Origin of the sequence: Cryobacterium inferilacus, from assembly GCF_019599185.1 — a bacterium.
Taxonomy (GTDB): Bacteria; Actinomycetota; Actinomycetes; order Actinomycetales; family Microbacteriaceae; genus Cryobacterium; species Cryobacterium inferilacus.
In genome coordinates this window covers 160,424-178,588 of record NZ_JAIEUL010000001.1, presented here as the reverse complement: position 1 = coordinate 178,588, position 18,165 = coordinate 160,424, and the positions used below count along the sequence as shown (strand labels likewise).

Sequence of the window (18,165 nt, the reverse complement as noted above, 5' to 3'; positions counted from 1 at the left end):
TCGGCAGCCAGCGCCGTCAACGTGTTCTGGCTGCCGGCGTGCTGTCGTCAGCCGGTGTGGCTCAGGCCAGGTCGTCATCCGTGCGGGCGCCGAAGACGATCTCGTCCCAGCTGGGCATCGAGGCGCGACCGCGACGTCCGGTCTGCGCGGCGCGGGGCTGGCCGGTGGCGGCCTGGCTGGCCCAGACGCTGCGGGCCGGCTCCGGGGTGGCCGTGGCGGCCTCAGGCTCCGGTGCCTTCTCGTCCACCCGACGCACCGCTGCCTCAGCGGGGGCGCGTTCCGTACGGACCTCCGGGGCCGCCGGTGTGTCGGTGACCACGGCGGCGGCTTCGCGCTCACCGCGACGGCGGCGCAGCGATTCGAGAAGATCCGCGGTTTCGCTCAGGCTGTTGGCCGGCTCAGCGGCTCGTTTGATGGCCGCCTTGGACACGGCCTCGGTGGTACCGGACGAACGGTTGTACGGCACCGCCTCGTGCAGGGGTGCGGTGTCGTTGAGGATGTCGTCCGCGAGGGACTCCTTGAACGTGAAGGCGCCGCTGTCGAAACGGCTCACGTCGGCGAGGCTGGTCTCGGCGCCGACGGCGCGCAGACGCGGAATGAGGGCACCCTTGAGCTCGCCCTGCTGAGAGAGCGCGATGGCCTCGCTGCCGATCGGCGAGAGGGCGTTCTTCTTGGGTTCGAAAGCCCAGCGGGCATCGTGGTCGATGTCGTCGGCCGTGAAAGCGAGCTTCACAATCCAACCGGCGCCGGGTTCCTTCCAGCTCGCCCAGCGCTCATTCGACGCGCCCAGCGAAGCCAGACGTTCGCGGATGACGCTGCCGAAGTTGGCGGGCTCGTCCAGCGGCTCCGGGTCGATGGCGGCGTGGACCGGAACGCTGAGCGCCGAGGAGACGATGTACTCGCGCTCGGCGACCACCGGCCCCTCGAACCTGCGCACGAAGTCGATCGACGCGCCGGTCACCGCCGCCACGTCCTCCGCGGACATGCCGGCACGGATATGCGCCTGCACCTCCCGGGGCGACAACTTGGGCCGGACGGACGCATCCGTCTGGGTTTGGCGAAGCCGGGACTGGAGAACCGCATCGATGGGGATCCTAAAACGATCACCCTCCTCTGACGCTGCAAGCAGCGCGCCGTTCTCGACTCCGATAACTTTCAAATCCTGCATGGCGAAAGCCCTCTCGCGATCACTGATGGCCCAACCTTGCCATGCAAAGTGACCAAAACGGGGGAATACTGCGGGCGTGCCGCAAGTTGCTGTCATTGCCAACCTGAGAGGTTGGTGATTGGTTTGCTATTCCGCACGGATTGTTGCAAACTATGGCCGCCGATTTCGTTTATCGGCGTTAATGAAATGGATGGGCATGGCAACCGATTACGACGCACCGCGAAAGACCGAAGACGACTCAGAGTCGATCGAGGCCCTCAAGGAGCGTGTACCCGACAAGATGAGCGGAGTCGTTGATGTTGACGACTCCGACAATCCCGGTGGTTTCGACCTTCCGGGCGCCGATCTGTCCGACCTCGACCTCGACGTCGTCGTCCTGCCCCCGCAGGCCGACGAGTTCACCTGCGTGGAGTGCTTCCTCGTGAAGCACCGGTCGCAGATGTCGCACGAGACCAAGCTCGGCCCGGTCTGCCTGGAGTGCGACGCCTAAGCGCGCTTAGTTACTTGATGCTGGCCGTCGCGATCCATTGATCGCGGCGGCCATTTTCTGTGGGCGGCGACTGGAGATCAGCCAGTACGGTGCCGGGTCGGTGGGGTCGGTCAGCGGAACCCGCACCACGGGGGCGATCCAGCCGCGGATCAACAGCCAGGCGCGAGCATCCAGCCGCTGGCCACGTTCGAGGGCGGCCTCGCTCCCCTCCAGCGGCACGGCGTCGCCGAGCAGGCTGGTGTCGATACTCGCCCGTCCGGCCGTAAGGGTGCCGTCGGCTACCCGCACGGTGGGGGAGGCCAGCACCAACAGCGCGGCGCTGCCGAGGTAGAGACCGGCCGCTGTGAGCACACCGGCGAGCGGTGAGATCGGCAGGAACACCAGCAGGCTCGCGGGGATGACGAGGGCGATGATGACGAAGAGCCACGGGGATGGCCAGAGTTTTTCGCGATATTCGGGCATGGCTCTATTCGATCAGATAACTGCACTACCCTCGACACGTGTCCGAAAGCGTCGAAGTCCTGATTACAGCGTCCGTTCTCCCGACATACTGCCATCCGGGAGACGCCGGAGCCGACCTCCACGCCGCTGAGGCGCTTGTCCTGGCCCCCGGCGAACGGGCACTCGTCGGCACCGGGGTGTCCATCGCCCTGCCGGATGGCTACGCCGCCTTCGTCGTGCCGCGCAGCGGCCTCGCCGCCAAACACGGCGTGACCGTGGTCAACTCACCCGGCACCGTCGACGCCGGCTACCGGGGTGAGATCAAGGTCTGCCTGCTCAACACCGACAGCGCCGCTGCGTTCACCGTGGCCGTCGGCGACCGGATCGCCCAGCTCATCGTGTCGCCGGTGGTCCGCGCCCAGTTCATCCCCGTCGAACGGCTTCCCGGTAGTCAGCGCGGCGACGGCGGCTTCGGTTCGACCGGCGTTGCGCCTCGTGGTGCCGCCACCCCACCCACCAGTGCGGCGCCGCATCCGGCGGCTGCCCAGCAGAGCGGAGAAAACCTGTGAGTGACAACGTGAATCCCGACACGCGCTCGAGTACCGACACCAAGGCCGACACCAAGGCCGCCAAAAAGGCTGAGAAGGCCGAGAAGAAGGCCCGCAAGAACGCAGCCGTGCCGACGGTGACCGACGAGAGCACGGCGACCGACCTGGCCGAGACGGCCCCGGCGGAGGTCGACGAGCAGACCGAGGACCCCACGGCCAAGTCCGCGCCGGAGAACCGGGACATCGACGGCCCGCTGGACGAGGCGGAAGCCAACCCGGTGCGGCCGTACGTCGACCTCGGCGGGGTCAAGATCCTGCCCAGGGAAGGCCTGCACCTGCGCCTCGAAATCGAGGAGGGCAGCAAGCGGGTCGTGGCCATCGGTCTGGACTACGCCGGCTCCACCCTGCAGGTGCAGCCGTTCGCCGCACCGCGCTCCAGCGGCCTCTGGAACGAGATCCGCACCCAGATCGCCGACCAGATCGCCAAGCAGGGTGGGTCCACCACCCCTCGCGAGGGCCCGTTCGGCCCGGAACTCGTCGCCGAGATCCCGGTCGCCGCCGGCCAGGGTCCCTCCGGCACCACCCGGCTCGCTCGGTTCATCGGCGTTGACGGGCCGCGCTGGTTCCTGCGCGGTGTCATCGCGGGGGAGGGCGCCATCAACCCGAAGGCCGCCGCCGCAATTGAGGACCTGTTCCGCAGCATCGTCGTGGTGCGCGGCTCGTCGCCGATGCCGCCCCGTGACCTCATCCCGCTGCGGATGCCCGCCACTCCCGCCGGCAGCACCGAGCCCACCGGCGCCTAGCCACCAGGTGACGGACACCCCATGACCGACTCCCCTTCACCCACAGACCCGGAGAGCCGCCGACCGGCCGAAACCGAGACCAACGCCTCAGCGGGCGGGGCACTGGCCGACAGTATGGCCGCCGCCGCCAGGCGAGCCGGGTTCAGCCCGGCCGCAGAGGGCGAACCGATCAGCGGCCACGCCCTGATGGCCGCCATGGGCGGGGTGCGCGGAGTGGTTGAGGCCGTCCTGCCCGGACTGGTCTTCCTGGTGGCGTACACCCTCACCAGGGACCTCGTGCCCGCGCTGGTCGCCTCCGTGGCCATCGGCGTGGTGTTCTTCGTGCTCAGACTGGCCAAGAAGCAGACGGTCACCCAGGCCGTGGGCGGGCTCGTCGGCATCGGTATCAGCGCGGTGCTCGCCCTCCTCACGGGTCGGGCGGAGGACTTCTACCTGCCCGGGTTCTGGACCAACGGCGTCTACGGCGCCGTCCTCCTGGTCAGCGCCCTGATCGGCTGGCCACTGATCGGTGTCGGGGTGGGCTACCTGATGGGGGAACAGCTCGCGTGGCGCAGCGACCCGTCCAAGCGTCGGGTCTTCGCGATCCTCACCTTCATGTGGGCCGGCCTGTTCATCCTGCGCCTGGCCGTACAGCTGCCGCTCTACTACGCCGGCAACATCGAGTGGCTCGGTGCGACCAAGCTGCTGATGGGGATCCCGCTGTACGCGCCGCTCCTCGTGCTGTCCTGGCTGATGGTGCGTTCGGTGTACGCGGCGACCGCCGGAGCGAACCCGAAAACCCCCACCACGGACTAGCCTGCGTAGCTCTGGGCAGAGCGCGCGCCACGGCTTCGCTGGGGGTCGAGGTGGTATAGTTATCTTGACGTCAAGATAGTTTGGTAAGGCTACCCTTGCTGGCGATTGCGGGCGTCCCATAGTCAGGATTGGGGATTGCGGACGGTATTCCGTCGGTTTCCACAAAGGAGAGGACATCGTGTCTGCAGTTAATAGTTTTGGAGCTCGGGACACCCTGCGCGTCGGTTCGACAGACTACGAGGTCTTTCGTCTGGACGCCGTCGAGGGATTCGAGAAGCTCCCGTTCAGCCTCAAGGTGCTGCTGGAGAACCTTCTCCGCACCGAGGACGGCGCCAACATCACCGCCGACCACATCCGTGCCCTCGGCGCCTGGGTGCCGACGGCCGACCCCGACACCGAGATCCAGTTCACACCGGCTCGGGTGATCATGCAGGACTTCACCGGCGTGCCCTGCATCGTCGACCTCGCCACCATGCGTGAGGCCGTCGCCGCCCTCGGTGGCGACCCCAACACCATCAACCCGCTCGCCCCGGCCGAGATGGTCATCGACCACTCCGTCATCGCCGACCTGTTCGGCAGCGAGAACGCCCTCGAGCGCAACGTCGAGCTCGAGTACCAGCGCAACGGTGAGCGCTACCAGTTCCTGCGCTGGGGTCAGACCGCCTTCAACGACTTCAAGGTCGTTCCGCCCGGGACCGGCATCGTGCACCAGGTCAACATCGAGTACCTGGCCCGCGTCACCTTCACCCGCGAGGTGAACGGCGTCCTGCGCGCCTACCCGGACACCTGCGTCGGCACCGACTCGCACACCACCATGGTCAACGGCATCGGCGTTCTCGGCTGGGGCGTCGGCGGCATCGAGGCCGAGGCGGCCATGCTCGGCCAGCCCGTGTCGATGCTGATCCCCAAGGTCGTCGGCTTCAAGCTCAACGGCGCCATCCCCACCGGCGTCACCGCCACTGACGTGGTGCTCACCATCACCCAGATGCTGCGCAAGCACGGCGTGGTCGGCAAATTCGTGGAATTCTACGGCGAAGGCGTCGCCCAGGTGCCGCTGGCCAACCGCGCCACCATCGGCAACATGAGCCCCGAGTTCGGCTCCACCGCCGCCATGTTCCCCATCGACGACGTCACCCTGGACTACCTGCGCCTCACCGGCAGGAGCGAAGACCAGGTCGCCCTGGTCGAGGCATACTCCAAGCTGCAGGGCCTGTGGCACGACCCGGCTCAGGAACCCACCTTCAGCGAATACCTCGAGCTCGACCTCGGCACCGTCGTGCCTTCGATCGCCGGCCCGAAGCGTCCGCAGGACCGGGTCGAACTCAGTAACGCCAAGACCCAGTTCGAGATCGACCTGCAGAACTACGCCAGCCACGACATGTCCAGGGTTGACGAAGCCGTCGAGGCCTCCTTCCCGGCCTCCGACCCGATCGGGTTCACCGCGGAAGACGAAGAGAGCGCCCACGAGATTGCGCACAGCCACGTGAGCCACGCGCCGGTCTCGGTGTCGAGCCCCGTGCCGATCACGACCGCCGACGGCGCCAAGTACACCCTGGACCACGGCGCCGTGGCCGTTGCGGCCATCACCTCGTGCACCAACACCTCCAACCCGTCCGTGATGCTGGCGGCAGGCCTGCTGGCTCGCAACGCGGTCAAGAAGGGCCTGAAGTCCAAGCCCTGGGTCAAGACCACCCTGGCGCCTGGCTCCAAGGTCGTCACCGACTACTACGCCAAGGCCGGCCTCACCGACGACCTCGAGGCCCTCGGTTTCTACACCGTCGGCTACGGCTGCACGGTCTGCATCGGCAACACCGGTCCGCTGATCGACGAGGTGTCCGCCGCGATCAACGACAACGACCTCGCCGTCACCGCTGTGCTCTCTGGCAACCGCAACTTCGAGGGCCGGATCAGCCCGGACGTGAAGATGAACTACCTCGCCAGCCCGCCGCTGGTCATCGCCTACGCGCTGGCCGGATCGATGAACTTCGACTTCGAGACCGACGCCCTGGGCATCGGCAGCGACGGCGCCGAGGTGTTCCTCAAGGACATCTGGCCGGACTCCGCCGAGGTGCAGGCCACCATCGACAGCTCGATCGACACCGCCATGTTCACCAAGGAGTACGGCGAGGTCTTCGAGGGCGACGAGCGCTGGCGCGCACTGCCCACGCCGGACAGCGAGGTCTTCGAGTGGGACCCGCAGTCCACCTACGTGCGGAAGCCCCCGTACTTCGACGGCATGACCCTGGAAACCAGCCCGGTCACCGATATCAGCGGCGCCCGCGTGCTCGCCAAGCTCGGCGACTCCGTCACCACCGACCACATCAGCCCGGCCGGCAACATCAAGGCCGACAGCCCGGCCGGTGCCTACCTGATGGAGCACGGCGTCGACCGAAGCGACTTCAACTCCTACGGCTCCCGGCGCGGTAACCACGAGATCATGATCCGTGGCACCTTCGCCAACATCCGGCTGCGCAACCAGCTGCTGGACGGCGTCGAGGGCGGCTACACCCTCGACTTCACCAAGCCGGATGCGCCGCAGTCGTTCATCTACGACGCCAGCCAGAACTACCAGGCTGCGGGAACCCCGCTGGTGATCTTCGGTGGCAAGGAGTACGGCTCGGGTTCGTCGCGCGACTGGGCGGCCAAGGGCACCAGCCTGCTGGGCGTCAAGGCCGTCATCACCGAGAGCTTCGAACGCATCCACCGGTCCAACCTCATCGGCATGGGCGTGGTTCCGCTGCAGTTCCCCGCCGGACAGAGCTGGGCCTCGCTCGGCCTGGACGGCACGGAGTCCGTGAGCATCTCGGGCATCGAGGAGCTCAACGAGGGCCGCACGCCCAAGACCGTGCGCGTCGTCGCTACGCCGACCGAGCACTCCGCCCCCGGCAAGGCCACCGTCGAATTCGACGCGGTCGTGCGTATCGATACCCCCGGTGAGGCGGATTACTACCGCAACGGCGGCATCCTGCAGTACGTTCTGCGCTCTCTCGTCGTCTAACCGGGAATTCGCAGATACGCCGCAAACTGGCGCGTAGACTCGGGGAATCCGAACTGCGCGCCAGTTTTGCGTCCGGTGAGTCGTTCGTTGCATCACACGCGAAAGGTAGTGCCCATGACCCTTCTGGAGACGATCCACGGTCCGAGGGACCTTGACGGACTCACGAAGGACCAGCTGGTGGAACTCGCCGCCGAGGTTCGTGCCTTCCTCGTTGCGGAGGTCTCCAAGACCGGCGGTCACCTGGGTCCCAACCTCGGCGTGGTGGAAATGACCATCGCCATCCACCGGCTGTTCGATTCGCCGCGCGACGCCATCGTCTTCGACACCGGTCACCAGTCCTACGTGCACAAGATGCTCACCGGCCGACAGGACTTCAGCCGGATGCGCCAACGGGGCGGCCTGGCGGGCTACCCGCAGCGCCGGGAGTCCGAGCACGACATCGTCGAGTCCTCGCACGCGTCGAGCTCGCTGTCCTGGGCGGACGGCATCTCCAGGGCGTTCGAGATGACCGGCCAGAGCGACCGGCACGTCATCGCGGTCGTCGGGGACGGATCCCTCACCGGCGGCATGACCTGGGAAGCCCTGAACAACATCAGCGACGACAACAACCGTCGACTGATCATCGTCGTCAACGACAACGGTCGCTCATACGCGCCCACCATCGGTGGCATGGCCCGGTTCCTCAACACCGTGCGCCTCCGCCGCAGCTACAAGGCCGCCTACCTCACCAGCCGGGAGGCCTTCGACCACATGGGAGCTCCCGGACGGGCGGTCTTCCGCGGCGTCCGCGGTGGTCTGCACGGGTTCCTCAGCCGGTTCAGCAACAACGAGGCGCTCTACTCCAACCTCGACATCAAATACATCGGCCCCGTCGACGGTCACGACATGGAAGCCATGCTCGAGGCGCTCAGCCAGGCCAAGGACTACGGCGCTCCCGTGATCGTGCACACCATCACCCAGAAGGGCAAGGGTTACGACCCTGCCATGCAGGACGTCGCCGACCAGTTCCACGCCGTCGGCGTGATCGACCCGGAGACCGGGGAGCCGACGGAGTCAGCCGGTGCCCCGTCGTGGACCTCCGTCTTCGCCGACGAACTGCTGGATCTGGCCACCGCCGACCCCAAGCTGGTCGCGATCACCGCGGCCATGCTGCGGCCCACCGGGCTGCACAAGATGGCCGAGAGATTCCCCGACCGGGTGCACGATGTCGGCATCGCAGAGCAGCACGCCGTGACGAGCGCCGCCGGCCTCGCGTTCGGCGGCCTGCATCCGGTGGTGGCCCTGTACGCCACCTTCATCAACCGTGCCTTCGACCAGGTGCTGATGGATGTCGCCCTGCACCGCGCCGGCGTCACCTTCGTTCTGGACCGGGCCGGAGTCACCGGACCGGATGGCCCCAGCCACCACGGCATGTGGGACCTCGCCATCCTCCAGGTCATACCGAACATCCGTCTCGCAGCGCCGCGGGACTCCACGCGCCTCCGTGAGGAGCTCGGCGAGGCCGTTCTCGTCGACGACGGCCCCACCGTGCTGCGCTTTCCCAAGGGCAGCACTGGCGTCGAGTTCGACGCCCTCGAACGCCTGTCCGACGGCGTGGATGTGCTCCTGCGCAGCAGCCAGCAGGATGTGCTGATCGTCACGGTCGGACCGATGGCCGGCATGGGTCTCGAGGTGGCCGAGCGTCTCGCCGCCCAGGGAATCGGTGCCACGGTCGTCGACCCGCGCTGGGTCGTTCCCGTGCCGAAGAGCATCATCGAGTTGGCCGCCCAGCACCGCATCGTCGTGAGCATCGAGGACGGCATCCGGGTCGGCGGAATCGGAACCCGCATCCGCCAGGACCTGCGTGAAGCCGGCGTCGATACGGCGGTGACCGAGCTGGGCCTGCCCGACGAGTTCCTCGACCACGGCACCCGCGCCGAGATCCTCGAGCAGGTCGGCCTCACCCCGCAGCACATCGCCCGCGATGTCGTGGCGATGGTGCTGGGCAGCAAGCTGCCGCACGCCCGCGCACTGCCGGCCGACGCCCAAGCGGCCCGCTCCGACACGGGCACCGTCCCGCTGCAGCGCGCCCCCCGCGACTGACCACAGCTGTTACCGAAACGGACAATTGCACCCGGTACACCGGGGGTGGATTCAACCGGTCGATGCAACACTGCCGGTTTCTAGGTCCGAGAGTAGCTGATGGAGGGCTTCTCTCGGGGTGGCCGCGTCGAGTCGTTTGCGAGGTCGGTCGTTGAGCTTGTCGGCGACGAATTCGAGGTACTCGGGGTGGTAGCCGGAGAGGTCGGTGCCTTTGGGAAAGTACTGCCGGAGCAACCCGTTGGTGTTCTCGTTCGAGCCGCGCTGCCAGGGCGAGTGCGGGTCGCAGAAATAGATGTCGATGCCGGTAGCGATGCTGATTTCTTTGTGCTTGGCCATCTCGATGCCTTGATCCCAGGTCACCGTCTTGCGCAACTCGGCGGGCATCCTCTCGATCGCGAGGATCATCTGGTCGCGAACCTCGATCGCGCCGTGCTTTTCGGGCAGGTGCAGCAGCATCAAGTACCCCGTCGCCCGCTCGACCAGGGTGCCGATCGCTGACGCGTTCCCGGCGCCCGTGATGAGGTCCCCTTCCCAGTGGCCGGGCACCGCGCGATCTTCGACTTCTTCGGGCCGGTCGGCGATCATTACCATGTCGCGGATGCGTGACCCTGGTTGCTGCCGTCCCTGAGACTTGCGGAGCGTTCGGCCAGTGCGCAGCGCCGTCGCTAGCTCACGGCGCAGCTGGCCGCGACCCTGAACATACAGGGCCTGGTAGATCGTCTCGTGCGACACCCGCATCTCCAGCTCATCGGGAAAGTCCCGCCGCAACCGCAGACTGATCTGTTCCGGGCTGTGTTCGGCGCTCAACCCAGTCTGCACGTAGTCACGCAACCGGTCGTTCTGGGCCAGTTTCCCGCCACGAGGTCTGCGCGCTCGATCCCGCGAACTCTGCTCAGCGAACGACGGTCGATACCCACGCCCAGTCATCCCGCCGCGCAGCTCTCGGCTGATCGTTGACGGCGCCCGACCCAGACGGGTCGCGATCGAACGCATACTCTCGCCCTTAGACTGCCCGAACCAGATCTCCTCCCGATCGAGGAACGTCAAACGGTTCGAGGGGCTCACGCGCGGCGGGATCACCCCGCCAGCTTGGCTGACCCAGTTCGCCGCCGTCGACCGATTCACGCCCGCCCTAGCGGCCTCATCCGTCACCGTGCCGCCGGCTCTGAGTTCCTCCCAGAACCGGCGGCGCACCTCACGCGGAAATCCCAAACGACCACCCATGGCCAACACCTCAAATCACTCAGGTGTTGCAACGACCCCTTGAACCCAAGGGGTGCAATTGTCCGTTAAAGGAGCAGTTCGTGCGGGTGAAGCTAGGCGGGCACCGCGGCGCCGACGCCCCGAATCATCGGGGTGTGGAACGTCCCACCGAAGACCCGCTCACTCGCGCCGACCCGGTCGAGGTACGGGGTGACCCCGCCCATCTGGAACGGCCAGCCGGCGCCGAGCAACATGCAGAGGTCGATGTCCTCCGGCGCGTGCACCACGTCGTCGTCCAGCATCCGCTTGATCTCGTCGGCCAGGCCGTCCTCCACCCGGCGCAGAATCTGCTCGGCGGTCATCGGGTCTTTTCCGCCGGCCACGATCTTCACCGCGCCTCTGTCGAATCCGGTCACCACGCCCTTGGCGTTGCGGTCAAGGATGGTGCCGTGCTCGGCGAGCCTGTGCAGGTTGGTGCTCTCGAAGAACCGGTCGGGGAACGCAAGGTGGTGGGTGTCCAGCACGTGTGCGCCCACCTTGAGGCCGACGAGCTCAAGCAGCTCGAACGGGGTCATCGGCAACCCGAACGGCGCCAGTGCCCCGTTGACGACCTCGAACGGGGTGCCGGTGTCCACCGCGTGCATGGCCTCGCCGAGCAGTTTGGCCAGTACCCGGTTCACCACGAACCCGGGGGTGTCGCGGGTGATGACGGCGTTCTTACGCAGCTTGGCCGCGATCACCATGGCCGTGGACAGGGTCACCTCATCGGTGGCCGGCGTGTTCACGACCTCGATCAGCGGCATCACGGCCACCGGGTTGAAGAAGTGGAAACCGACCAGCCGTTCCGGGTGGGCCAGCTTCGCACCGATCTGCTCCACCGACAGTGACGACGTGTTCGTCGCAAGAATGGCGGTGGGGGAGATGTGCTTCTCGATCTCGGCGAAGACATCCTGCTTCACGCCGAGTTCTTCGAAGACGGCCTCGATGACCCAGTCGGCATCCGCGAAGTCGGCCTTGTCGGTGGTGCCGGTCACCAGGGCGCGCAGACGGTTGGCTTCGTCTGAGGTGATTCGGCCCTTGTCCTGCAGCGTGGCGATCTCGCCGTGGATGTACGCCACGCCCTTGTCGACCCTGGCCTGGTCCAAGTCGGTGATGACGACTGGGACCCGGAGCCGACGCACGAAGAGGAGGGCGAACTGGCTGGCCATCAGGCCGGCCCCGATCACGCCGACCTTGCCGATCGGGCGGGCCAGCGCCTTGTCAGGGGCGCCGGCTGGCCGCTTCGCACGCTTCTGCACGAGGTTGAAGGCGTAGATGCTGGCGGGCAGCTGGTCGCCGGAGATGAGGTCGGCGAGGGCATCGTCCTCCCGGGCGAAGGCCTCGGCCTTGGTACCTGACTTGGCGGCCTTGATCAGGTCAAGGGCCGCATACGGGGATGCTGCGACGGTTCCGATGCGGGACTCGAGCATCTTGCGCGCGATACCGACGGCCGCATCCCACTTGACCAGGCGCTCGACCTTGCCGGGGGCGTTGGGCCTCGACACCTTCTCCCGGCCGGCGATGACACCGTCGGCCCATCGGATCGAGTCTTCGAGGAAGGTCACCGACCGGAACATTCTGTCGGCAATGCCCAGCTTGAGAGCGTCAGCTCCGGTCAGGGTGCGGTTGTTCTTGAGCGGGTTCTCGATGATCACCTTGAGGGCGTTCTCGATGCCGACCAGGTTGGGCAGCAGGTATGACCCGCCCCAACCGGGGATCAGCCCGAGGAAGACCTCCGGCAGTGCGATGGCCGGCACGGTCTCGTCGACGGTGCGGTAATCGGCGTTCAGGGCCACCTCGAGGCCGCCACCGAGGGCGAGGCCGTTGATGAACACGAACGACGGCACACCGAGCGTACCGAGCTTGCCCAGGGCGAAGTGACCGAGCTGGGCGAGCAACTTGCCCACCTCGCGGGACGGGATCTCGCTGACCTTGCTCAGGTCGGCGCCGGCCGCGAGGATGAACGGCTTGCCGGTCACGGCCACGCCGTGGATCTCGCCCCGTGCAGCGCGGGCGGTGAGCTCGTCCATGACGGCGCTGAATTCGAGCAGGGTGACCGGGCCCAGCGTGTTGGGCCTGGTGTGGTCGCGGCCGTTGTCCAGCGTCACGAGGGCCAGGGTGCGGCCCCCGGAGAGTGGCACGTCGCGGACGAGGGAGCGGGTGACGACTTCGTCGTCGGAGAGCACGACGAGCGGTCCGAAGTCGAGCGCGGCGTAGTCGGTGGAGGTCGTGTCGGTCATCGCTTGGCTGCCTTCTTGTTGAAGTGCGGGTTTTCCCAGATGACGGTGCCGCCCTGGCCGAGGCCGATGCACATGGCCGTCAGGCCGTAACGCACCTCGGGGTGCTCGGCGAACTGGTGGGCGAGTTGGTTCATCAGGCGCACGCCCGATGAGGCGAGCGGATGCCCGATGGCGATCGCACCGCCGTACTCGTTGACCCTGGGGTCGTCGTCGTCGATGCCGAAGTGGTCGAGGAAGGAGATCACCTGAACGGCGAAGGCCTCGTTGAGCTCGAAGAGGCCGATGTCGGTGATCGAGAGGCCGGCTTTGCGCAGGGCCTTCTCGGTGGAGGGCACGGGCCCCAGACCCATGACCTCCGGCTCTACGCCGGCGAAGGCGAAGCTGACCAGCTTCATCTTGACGCTGAGGCCCAGTTCCTTGGCGGTGGCGCCGCTGGCCAGCAGGCACGCCGTTGCGCCGTCGTTGAGGCCGGAGGCGTTGCCGGCGGTGATGCGACCGTGCGGCCGGAACGGGGTCTTCAGGCCCGCGAGGCCGGCCAGGGTCGTCTCCGGTCGCGGGGCCTCATCGCGGGTTGCCAGGCCCCAACCGCTCTCGCTGCGGGTCGCGACGGGAATCAGGTCGGGCTGGATCTTTCCGGCCGCGTAGGCCGCAGCGACCTTCTGCTGGCTGCGCAGCGCGAAACGGTCTGAGCGTTCCTTGGTATACGCGGGGAACCTGTCGTGGATCCGCTCGGCGGTGGCACCCATGTTGAGCGCGTCCTCGCTGACCAGTCGTTCGCTCAGGAACCGGGGGTTGGGATCAACGCCGGCACCCATCGGGTGCCGCCCCATGTGCTCCACACCGCCGGCGATGGCCAGGTCGTACGCGCCGAAGCCGATTGCGGCGCCCATGGTGGTCACCGAGGTCATCGCTCCCGCGCACATCCGATCAATCGCGAAGCCAGGCACAGAGACCGGCAACCCGGCGAGCAGCGCCGCGGTGCGGCCCAGGGTCAGGCCCTGGTCTCCGGTCTGGGTGGTCGCGGCGATCGCGACATCGTCAATGCGTTCACCCGGCACATTCGGGTTGCGTTCCATCAATCCGGTGATCGCCTTCACGATCAGGTCGTCGGCGCGGGTATTCCAGTACATACCCTTCTCGCCAGCCCGACCGAACGGGGTACGAACACCGTCCACGAAGACGACTTCAGTTCTCTCGGCCACTTTGCCTCCATCACTCAAAACAGGTATCGCACGATCCTAGGGTGACGGATTAACCGGAGGGAATCCTTTGACTCTTCCTACGAAACCGGCTCGGGAGGCACGTCGCCGCTTTGGTGGACTTCCACAAAGGCATCCGCGATTAGTTGTGCAGTCGCCTCAATCTGCCACGGGCGAGCGCCCAGGGCGGCGAGCGCGTCTCCGAGTGCCTCCGCGTCCGCGGGGTTCGGCGGCTGCCAGGCCACACGGCGAAGATGCTCGGGGGTGAGCAGGTTCTCCAGCGGCACCGCCCGGTCTTCGGAGATCGAGGTCAACGCCGCTCTGGCGGCCTTGAACCGTAGGTCGGCGTCCGGATTCCGGTCCGCCCAGGCACGGGGCGGCGGCAGGGTATCGCCGTTGGCCTTCATCGACGGCAGGTCTGCGCTGGCGAGGCCGCGCTGGATAGCGGCCCACCAACGGTCGAGTTCGGTTCTACTGGCGCGACCGTTGAACTCACGCAGCTCGGCGAGGGCGCTGCGCGTTGCCGGGAGCAGCCGGGCGGCAGCTACCAGGGAGGCGTCGGGGACCAGTCGGCCGGGGGAGACGTCGAGGTCCTGCGCCAACGCGTCCCTGGCGACCCAGAGTTCGCGAGCGACGGCCAGATTGCGTTGGCCACGCACCGAGTGCAGGCCGGACAGCCGGCGCCACGGTTCGGCTCTGGCGGGTTTGGCCTCCTTGGCCAGGACCGCGGCGAATTCCTGGTCGGCGATGCCGGTCTTGTCGGATTCGACGAGGAGTTCGACCATGCGGTCGCGGAGGTCGGGCAGGAGCTCGACGTCAAGCGCGGCGTAGACCAACCAGCTCTCCGGGAGCGGGCGGGTCGACCAGTTGGCGGCCGAATGCTCCTTGGCCAGGTGGATGCCGAGGAGCTCGTCCACGACGGTGCCGAGCCCGACCCTGGGGAGACCCAGCAGCCGTGCGGCGAGTTCGGTGTCGAAGATCCGACTCGGGTCCAGGCCCACCTCGCGCAGGCAGGCGAGGTCCTGGCTGGCCGCGTGCAGGATCCACTCCTCGGCCGCCAGGGCCGTGTTGAGCTCCGTGAAGTCGCCGATTGCGGGCGGGTCGAAGAGGAAGGTGCCGGCGTCCCGCCGGTAGACCTGAATCAGATATGCCCGCTGGGAGTAGGTGAAGCCCGAGGCACGTTCGGCGTCGATGCCGACGGGGCCTGAGCCGGCCAGGAGTGCGTCGACGGCCGCCAGGTACCCGGACCGGGTATCGATCACCTGGTGTCCGGCGGCGGTGTGGGCAGCGACGGTGCCGGCAGCGCTCGTTCGGGCCGGAACCGTGTCATCAGCCACGGGCTGCACGGCGTGCCGAGAGATCCGCAACGCCCGATGTGGCCGGTGCCGCCGCGTGGAGTGATACGGCTGCAATCCCCTCGTGGTCGACGAAGCCGTTGCCGCCCGCGACGGGTCCGGCGGGACCGCCACCGCCGATGCGTGCTGCCTGGGCGCCCAGTCCCACGGCGTCCAGTCCCACGGCGCCAAGTCCCACGGCTTCAATTCCCACGGTGTTCAGTCCCACGGCGTTCATTCCCACGGTCTCCCTGCCGGCGCTGTCGGCGCCGCGCGTATCGAGATCGGTGCTGTCGACACCGACCAATTCCATGCCATCGGGTTCGGGGCCGGTGGCGACCACTTCCAGCGTATGCATTCCCGGCCCGTTTCGCCGCCCTCCCTCTGAGGTCGGCCCGATTCGGCCTCGCGGTCCGAGATCGATTCCCTTCCTCTGGTCGTCGTCTGGTCGCGGTGCGTCGGAACCGGCGGGATGGGTGCCGCGCGGCGGCTGAGGCATCTCTCCCGCCGGCGGCAGTCCGGCGAGCATGCAGAGCAACTCACCCCAGCCCTCGACATGGGTGGCGAGGTCGCTGTCCAATGGGCTCCAGGACGCGCGCAGTTCGATCTGGGCGCCGTCGCCCTGACGGGCGAGTTCCCCGAACCCGGAGGAGAGGATCTTGGTGGCGGTGCCTGAGGCGGCGGTGTACACGGCGCCGCGGCTGTCCAGGGCGTCGACGAGCCAGGCCCAGGCGACCTCGGCGAGGAAGGGGTCAACACCGATATCGGTCTCCAGCGGAGCCTGGGCGAAGCACACCACCCGGAACGGTCCGCCCCAGCTGTCGGGTTCGTCGGGGTCGTAGAGCAGAATGAACCGTCCCGTGCCGAAATCAGAATCGCTGCCGTGCCGTACCGGTGCGACGTCTGCCGACAGCGCGACGGCGTACGGGGCGAGGTTTCCTGGTGCCGAAATCTCGGTGACAACCAGCTCGGCGCGCGGCCGCGCGTGCCGGATGGCGTCGAGCGCTGCGGCGAACGGCGCAGGGCGGTGGGGCTCATCCTCTGTATCGGGCACGTCTGCAGACTAGAGTTTTTTCCGTGCGCTGGTGCGAGGCACGCCGAACAGTGCGGAGGTAGGCATGGGCCGGAACGAGCCAGCACCACAGGGCGCCCCATCGCTGGCGTCAGCCGGGCTGGTGCTCATCGGTGCGATGGCCGCCGTGGCCGCGGCCGGAACGGTCGCCGTGGGGGTATTGGCCGGTGTCATGGCCCGCCGCATCGTGACCCCGCCCACCTCGCGCGCCGACGACACCAGGGTGCACGCTGTCGACCTCGAGAACGGCACGATCACCCTCGCCGCCACGGCGGACTCGGTGCTGCCTGGCGACTACAGTTTCTGGTTCGCACGGGATGCCGGGCACGCCCGGCTGGGCGCAATCCTGCACAGTACCGCCACCAGGGTCACCCGCCGCATCATGAATGTCGATTTCGGTGATCTCGTCAGCGCGTCCGCTGGTCGTCTGGGCGGATATTCGTTCCTGGGGCCGTGGGACCTGGGGCTGGACTTCGAGAACGTCACCGTGAGCACCGATCGTGGTGACGCTCCGGCGTGGCTCATCCCGTCCGACTCGCCCTCCGGCCGTTGGGTGATCCAGGTGCACGGGCGCGGGGTGCGTCGCCACGAGACTCTGCGTGCGCTGCCGGTGTTCCACGCAGCCGGCTACACCTCGCTGCTGATCTCCTACCGCAACGACGGCGAGGCCCCACCCAGCGCCGACCGCCGATTCGGCCTGGGAGACACGGAATGGCGTGACGTGGAGGCGGCCATCGACTTCGCCGTGCGCCACGGTGCCACCGGGATCGTCCTGATGGGCTGGTCGATGGGAGGAGCGATCTCCCTGCAGGCCGCGACCAGGGCCGTCCATGACGGGCGCCTGCTGGGCATCGTGCTGGAATCACCCGTGATCGATTGGGCGGATGTCGTGGCCTATCAGGCCGTGCTGTTACGGCTCCCGGCACTGGTTGTGCGCGGCGCACTGACGGTGATGGGTCGTCGCTGGGGCCGGGTCGTCACTGGCCTGCACCTGCCGATCGACTTCCCCCGGCTCGATTTCGTCGCCAGGGCCGACGACCTCAGCCTGCCGATCCTCATCCTGCACAGCGACGATGACGGGTTCGTGCCGTCGACGCCGTCCAGGCGGCTGGCGGAACGCCGCCCGGACATCGTCACCCTGGTGCCGTTCTCCGTGGCCAGACACACCAAACTCTGGAATTACGATCCCGCCGCGTGGAACCGGGCAATCCTGACCTGGCTGACCGAGCTGGACTCGGCTCGCCCGGCGCTCGGACCGGGGAACTGACGAACGCTGTCTCGGTCAGGCCGAGGCGGCCGTGCGCTCCCGCAGCTGGCGTTTGGTGCGACCCAACATCGCCGTCATACCGCGCAGCCGCAGCGGCGAGACCGCTTGGGTGAGGCCGATGGTCTGCGGGAAGTCATCCGGGACGGCCAGCACGGCGTCGACGGTGAGCCCGTCGAGCCCCTGGGCCAGGATCGACGCAAATCCACGCGTGGTGGGGGACTCCGCCGGTGCCGTGGCATACAGGTGCACGAGAGCGTCCGAATCGACCTCGACGAAGATGAATACGGGTGATTGGCACTCCACGACCCGCTCGAAGAGGTCAGGATGGTCGCGGTAGCGCTCGGGCAGACCGGGCAGCTCGTTGGAGAATTCCAGCAGCAGTTGCAGCCGGTCCGGTTGCTCGAGGGCCAGGAAGTCCTCGCGGATCTCGGCGAGCTGGTCGGGAAGGTCAGGCGTTGTCATCGGTACGATCCTCCCACGGTCTCG

Annotated in this window: 14 protein-coding genes and 1 pseudogene; 7 read left to right on the top strand and 8 right to left on the bottom strand. The window is 67.5% G+C overall.

The genetic code is table 11. From position 1 onward, the window contains the following. Positions 1 to 61: 61 nt before the first annotated feature. Entirely contained in the window at positions 62 to 1,168 is a 1,107-nt protein-coding gene (sepH, locus tag K2F54_RS00825; RefSeq protein ID WP_220603942.1) for a septation protein SepH, read from the bottom strand. A 196-nt stretch (positions 1,169 to 1,364) separates the two neighbouring features. Between sepH and K2F54_RS00820 the strand changes: the two genes are divergently transcribed. After that, on the top strand, positions 1,365 to 1,658 hold the full coding sequence (locus K2F54_RS00820) for a DUF4193 domain-containing protein (RefSeq protein ID WP_066599570.1): 294 nt from the start codon (positions 1,365 to 1,367) through the stop codon (positions 1,656 to 1,658). 6 nt (positions 1,659 to 1,664) lie between these two features. Here K2F54_RS00820 and K2F54_RS00815 read toward each other — a convergent pair whose 3' ends face one another. Continuing rightward, on the bottom strand, positions 1,665 to 2,120 hold the full coding sequence (locus K2F54_RS00815; RefSeq protein WP_220603941.1) for a DUF3093 domain-containing protein: 456 nt from the start codon (positions 2,118 to 2,120) through the stop codon (positions 1,665 to 1,667). 38 nt (positions 2,121 to 2,158) lie between these two features. Between K2F54_RS00815 and dut the strand changes: the two genes are divergently transcribed. From dut to dxs, 5 genes are all read left to right on the top strand, one after another. After that, positions 2,159 to 2,668 (top strand): dUTP diphosphatase, encoded by a 510-nt coding sequence (dut, locus tag K2F54_RS00810; RefSeq protein WP_220603940.1) that lies wholly within the window; start codon positions 2,159 to 2,161, stop codon positions 2,666 to 2,668. Positions 2,669 to 2,811: 143 nt separating this feature from the next. Next, the gene (locus tag K2F54_RS00805) at positions 2,812 to 3,450 is read left to right on the top strand and encodes a DUF3710 domain-containing protein (protein ID WP_220604140.1); all 639 of its coding nucleotides are present in this window, start codon (positions 2,812 to 2,814) and stop codon (positions 3,448 to 3,450) included. Positions 3,451 to 3,471: 21 nt separating this feature from the next. Next, entirely contained in the window at positions 3,472 to 4,245 is a 774-nt protein-coding gene (locus K2F54_RS00800) for a DUF3159 domain-containing protein (RefSeq protein WP_220603939.1), read from the top strand. Between the two features lie 178 nt (positions 4,246 to 4,423). Next, the gene (gene acnA, locus K2F54_RS00795; protein ID WP_308287436.1) at positions 4,424 to 7,243 is read left to right on the top strand and encodes an aconitate hydratase AcnA; all 2,820 of its coding nucleotides are present in this window, start codon (positions 4,424 to 4,426) and stop codon (positions 7,241 to 7,243) included. A gap of 114 nt (positions 7,244 to 7,357) precedes the next feature. Next, the gene (gene dxs, locus K2F54_RS00790; RefSeq protein ID WP_220603938.1) at positions 7,358 to 9,325 is read left to right on the top strand and encodes a 1-deoxy-D-xylulose-5-phosphate synthase; all 1,968 of its coding nucleotides are present in this window, start codon (positions 7,358 to 7,360) and stop codon (positions 9,323 to 9,325) included. 51 nt (positions 9,326 to 9,376) lie between these two features. On the opposite strand, the gene K2F54_RS00785 is transcribed toward dxs, so the two are convergent. The 5 genes and pseudogenes from K2F54_RS00785 to K2F54_RS18975 form a co-directional block, all read right to left on the bottom strand. Further along, a complete protein-coding gene (locus K2F54_RS00785; protein ID WP_255576542.1) occupies positions 9,377 to 10,549 on the bottom strand; it encodes an IS30 family transposase in 1,173 nt (390 codons plus the stop codon). Between the two features lie 92 nt (positions 10,550 to 10,641). Next, positions 10,642 to 12,807: a 3-hydroxyacyl-CoA dehydrogenase NAD-binding domain-containing protein gene (locus tag K2F54_RS00780; protein ID WP_220603937.1), complete on the bottom strand. Its 2,166-nt coding sequence runs from the start codon at positions 12,805 to 12,807 to the stop codon at positions 10,642 to 10,644. Then, complete coding sequence (locus K2F54_RS00775; RefSeq protein WP_220603936.1) at positions 12,804 to 14,009, bottom strand: thiolase family protein; 1,206 nt, start codon at positions 14,007 to 14,009, stop codon at positions 12,804 to 12,806. Before K2F54_RS00775 ends, K2F54_RS00780 begins: the two co-directional genes overlap by 4 nt. Before the next feature lie 77 nt (positions 14,010 to 14,086). Beyond that, positions 14,087 to 15,268, bottom strand: a complete 1,182-nt coding sequence (locus K2F54_RS00770; protein WP_308287457.1) for an HRDC domain-containing protein — start codon at positions 15,266 to 15,268, stop codon at positions 14,087 to 14,089. A gap of 571 nt (positions 15,269 to 15,839) precedes the next feature. Continuing rightward, positions 15,840 to 16,394 (bottom strand): annotated as a pseudogene (locus K2F54_RS18975) (DUF3000 domain-containing protein); the annotation flags it as partial. A 64-nt stretch (positions 16,395 to 16,458) separates the two neighbouring features. On the opposite strand from K2F54_RS18975, the gene K2F54_RS00760 reads away from it, so the two are divergent. After that, the gene (locus K2F54_RS00760; RefSeq protein ID WP_220603933.1) at positions 16,459 to 17,679 is read left to right on the top strand and encodes an alpha/beta hydrolase family protein; all 1,221 of its coding nucleotides are present in this window, start codon (positions 16,459 to 16,461) and stop codon (positions 17,677 to 17,679) included. A 15-nt stretch (positions 17,680 to 17,694) separates the two neighbouring features. On the opposite strand, the gene K2F54_RS00755 is transcribed toward K2F54_RS00760, so the two are convergent. Next, positions 17,695 to 18,141: a SufE family protein gene (locus K2F54_RS00755; protein ID WP_220603932.1), complete on the bottom strand. Its 447-nt coding sequence runs from the start codon at positions 18,139 to 18,141 to the stop codon at positions 17,695 to 17,697. Positions 18,142 to 18,165 lie beyond the last annotated feature (24 nt).

Excerpts from the sequence above, each read along its gene's own strand:
- K2F54_RS00815 (WP_220603941.1), bottom strand. The coding sequence starts at position 2,120 with ATGCCCGAATATCGCGAAAAACTCTGGCCATCCCCGTGGCTCTTCGTC.
- K2F54_RS00755 (WP_220603932.1), bottom strand. The coding sequence starts at position 18,141 with ATGACAACGCCTGACCTTCCCGACCAGCTCGCCGAGATCCGCGAGGAC.
- K2F54_RS00800 (WP_220603939.1), top strand. The coding sequence starts at position 3,472 with ATGACCGACTCCCCTTCACCCACAGACCCGGAGAGCCGCCGACCGGCC.
- sepH (WP_220603942.1), bottom strand. The coding sequence starts at position 1,168 with ATGCAGGATTTGAAAGTTATCGGAGTCGAGAACGGCGCGCTGCTTGCA.
- dxs (WP_220603938.1), top strand. The coding sequence starts at position 7,358 with ATGACCCTTCTGGAGACGATCCACGGTCCGAGGGACCTTGACGGACTC.
- K2F54_RS00820 (WP_066599570.1), top strand. The coding sequence starts at position 1,365 with ATGGCAACCGATTACGACGCACCGCGAAAGACCGAAGACGACTCAGAG.
- K2F54_RS00785 (WP_255576542.1), bottom strand. The coding sequence starts at position 10,549 with ATGGGTGGTCGTTTGGGATTTCCGCGTGAGGTGCGCCGCCGGTTCTGG.
- K2F54_RS00760 (WP_220603933.1), top strand. The coding sequence starts at position 16,459 with ATGGGCCGGAACGAGCCAGCACCACAGGGCGCCCCATCGCTGGCGTCA.
- K2F54_RS00780 (WP_220603937.1), bottom strand. The coding sequence starts at position 12,807 with ATGACCGACACGACCTCCACCGACTACGCCGCGCTCGACTTCGGACCG.